At 53.1% G+C, this 3,015-nt stretch carries 3 protein-coding genes; all 3 read left to right on the top strand.

All coding sequences use genetic code 11. From position 1 onward, the window contains the following. The first annotated feature begins 1,087 nt into the window (after positions 1 to 1,087). The 3 genes from NZ823_17505 (at position 1,088) to NZ823_17495 (ending at position 2,579) form a co-directional block, all read left to right on the top strand. Positions 1,088 to 1,225, top strand: a complete 138-nt coding sequence (locus tag NZ823_17505; protein ID MCS6806925.1) for a hypothetical protein — start codon at positions 1,088 to 1,090, stop codon at positions 1,223 to 1,225. 79 nt (positions 1,226 to 1,304) lie between these two features. Next, positions 1,305 to 1,625 carry a hypothetical protein gene (locus NZ823_17500; protein MCS6806924.1) on the top strand — a complete coding sequence of 107 codons (321 nt, stop codon included), beginning with the start codon at positions 1,305 to 1,307 and terminating at the stop codon, positions 1,623 to 1,625. Between the two features lie 438 nt (positions 1,626 to 2,063). Beyond that, positions 2,064 to 2,579 carry a GNAT family N-acetyltransferase gene (locus NZ823_17495; protein ID MCS6806923.1) on the top strand — a complete coding sequence of 172 codons (516 nt, stop codon included), beginning with the start codon at positions 2,064 to 2,066 and terminating at the stop codon, positions 2,577 to 2,579. The last annotated feature ends 436 nt before the right edge of the window (positions 2,580 to 3,015 follow it).

The raw sequence follows: 3,015 nt of genomic DNA, 5'->3' as shown, positions 1-3,015 counted from the left end.
TGGGCCCCCGCGTAGAATGCGTCTGAGCGGATAGGACCGAATTCTTCAACCCGCAATTGGTATTGTCCATCTGTGTTCATCAGTGGTGTTTCCGAAGAAACGCTCAAATGTTATTTTCAAGCGAATTGCCCATGAGCTCCGCGCTCGCCACGAAGGATGAAAATGGTTATTTGCAGAGGAGGGAGAGGAGTCGGGCGGCCACGGCGAGCCGCCCGTACAGGGTGGCTGTGGGCTCGCGTTTTTGCCAGGAAAGCAGGCAGGCCTGTACGGGGGCCTCGCTGTGGGACCCCGTGTAGCATGATTGTGAGTGGATAGTCCCGATTTCTTCAACCCGCAATTGGTACTGTCCATCTGTGTTCAGCAGTGGTGTTTCGGAGGAATCGCTCAAATGTTATTTCCAAGGGAATCGCCCATGAGCTTCGCACTCGCCACGAAGCATGAAAATGGTTATTTGCAGAGGAGTTGTTCATGTCGTCTGGGACGACGCCCAGAAACGATGAAAAACGCCACAGGCAGGAATGCCTGTGCCACTTTTTCCGAGGAGTAATCTTGGAACGCAGCGTCGGCAGACGCCGCAAGAGGGTAGCCAGACGTGAAACGTCTGGGTCGAACATCATCCCCAATTCCCACGGCGCCTTGGAGAGGCGCCGGCAGTGCTCCCATTGGGGCGTTCATGCAGTTGAACCGCTTGTTGTGAGCACCGATGTCTTGGCACGTCTCCAACGCGCCACTATTGATCGTATGATCTGCTCTTCCAGACGTTGCACGTCTGGCTACCTTCTCAGAGCCGCTGGCGCAGCTCAGCAGAATTGATCGTATGATCTGCTCTTCCAGGCGTTGCACGTCTGGCTACCTTCTCAGAGCCGCTGGTGCAGCTCAGCAGAAACGAGCACAGCATGAATCATACCATACGCGCACAGCAAATCGGAGAGTGCTGCTTGCGACGTTCTGCTCCTGCTCGCCATCTCGCCTCATCACATACGGCCTTTGTCCTGACTATCGGTATAACAGCTTGACCCTTCCAAGGAGCCACCGGTAGAATGATGACGCGAAGAAAGCAGCCGGGGTACATACGATGACAAACTTGATGAACATGGCGTCTGCGAGCTTGAGAGACATTGAAGAGAGCCTGTATACCGAGGTGGTAACCCTCGAAGAATACTTGCGTATGTATGCTCATGAACGAGACAACATAGAATCGGCCGAGATTATCCCCCTGAGTTAGGCAAGAAAGAGATTGGAAAAATTCGCATTGTGAGAAAGTATCCGGTTTTTAAACCTATCTGGAATCGTACCAGAGCATCATGAGTGACCAGAACCAAATCCAGCCCCCGACAAATGCGGCTGGCCCTGATTTACCAAAGCTCGTTGAGCAGTTCTTGGAAAACCAACGACAGGAATTAGCACTGCGGCAGCAACAGCTTGAACTGAACAAAACGCATCTTGAGAAATCTGCTGAATATGCCCACGAGGCATTAAAGGCGGAATTTAGTGATCGTGATAAGGAAAGAGCGCATCAGTTGAAAATACTTCAAAGTGTACAAAGGTTCATCGGCGTGCTTATTCTTGCTGTGCTGATCTTTTTATTCATTGTCTTTCGTATTGACAAGGAAGCTGCGGCATAACTGGTAAAAGTGATTGGATAGCTCGCTGTGCTCGGCGGTGGATATGCGATAGGCCGCTACCGATCAAAGAAGAGTGGCAATTAACACATGTCCAATCGAAGCGGGTAACCTCGAAGCATCATCCTTCAGTCAGAAGGTGGATTGTGCACCGCTCGTGTAATAAAGTGGCTTTTCCGACAATAGACGGAGGCACGACTTTTGATCTACCGAACCTCTGATCTGCGTGGAGACGGTCAGGATATAGGTGGCACAAGCGAATGACAGAAGGCGCCCATGATAGTTGATTTACTCGCTCACGCTGTCACGGTTTGACTTAAAGACAGTTGTCACGTGCGCTACCTGGTCGTTTCGTCGAACAATGAGAAACGCGTACATCCACAACTTTGATATGTGCCCGATGGGGCTTCCTGCGGAGCTCCCAGAGCAAGGAGAAAGAGTATGAATCCATTTGGGCCGATAGCTCACTTTCGCATTGAATTAGCCACCGACGCTGATGTTCCGTTGATCCTGTCGCTGATCAAGGAGCTGGCTGAGTATGAACGGCTGTCGCACGAAGTCGTGGCGACTGAAGAGCAACTAAGAAACGAATTGTTTGGCGAGCGGCCGGTCGCTGAGGTCATCATCGGGTATGTGGAGGATCAGCCTGTCGGGTTCGCGCTCTTCTTTCACAATATGTCCACCTTTCTTGGGCGGCGCGGGCTTTACTTGGAAGACCTTTATGTGAAGCCTGAGTTTCGCGGTCGAGGATTCGGTCGGGCGATGCTCGTGTATTTGGCGCGGCTGGCCGTCAAGCGGGGCTGCGGTCGGCTCGAATGGGCTGTGTTGGATTGGAATGAGCCGGCGATCCGGTTCTACGAGAAGCTCGGCGCTGTCGCGATGCATGAGTGGACGATCTACCGACTGAGCGGCGAAGCGTTGCATCGGCTGGCTGCGCAAGGCGCAGAAAATCAATGATCCGGTCTCTTTGTGTGATTAGAGCAATTTTCAGTTGCCTTTGGCCTGGGGGCCCCGCATCTTGCGGGCTAAGCACACTGGAGCGTGGCTCCCAAGTAAAATCATTCGCAAACCGCTCTAGTTTCCACCTCCCTTGTTCGCCGGTGGAGTCAGTTCCCGCCCTGAAATCATGTAGCCACGCTTGTCAGCGTTGATGCTGTAGCGACCGCGTCGTGTAGTCCCAGTCTGAGATCATGGTGCAACAGCGCATTCACCGGGAGACTGTTCCTCTGCCGCGTATGGCTTCATGCGGGTGGGTAATCGTTTCAAATAACGTGCTTGGAAATGCGACGGGCAAGAGTTTTCTGTTGACACGGGGTGTTAGAGCAGGGCGGCCAAGGGGACTCGGTCACCCGCTTGCCGCAGCCACGCCATCAAGTAGACAAAGCGCAGGAGG

This window comes from Blastocatellia bacterium, from assembly GCA_025054955.1.
Taxonomy (GTDB): Bacteria; Acidobacteriota; Blastocatellia; order HR10; family J050; genus JANWZE01.
Note: the sequence above shows the minus strand (reverse complement) of the source record. Positions and strands in the feature narration are given on the sequence as shown.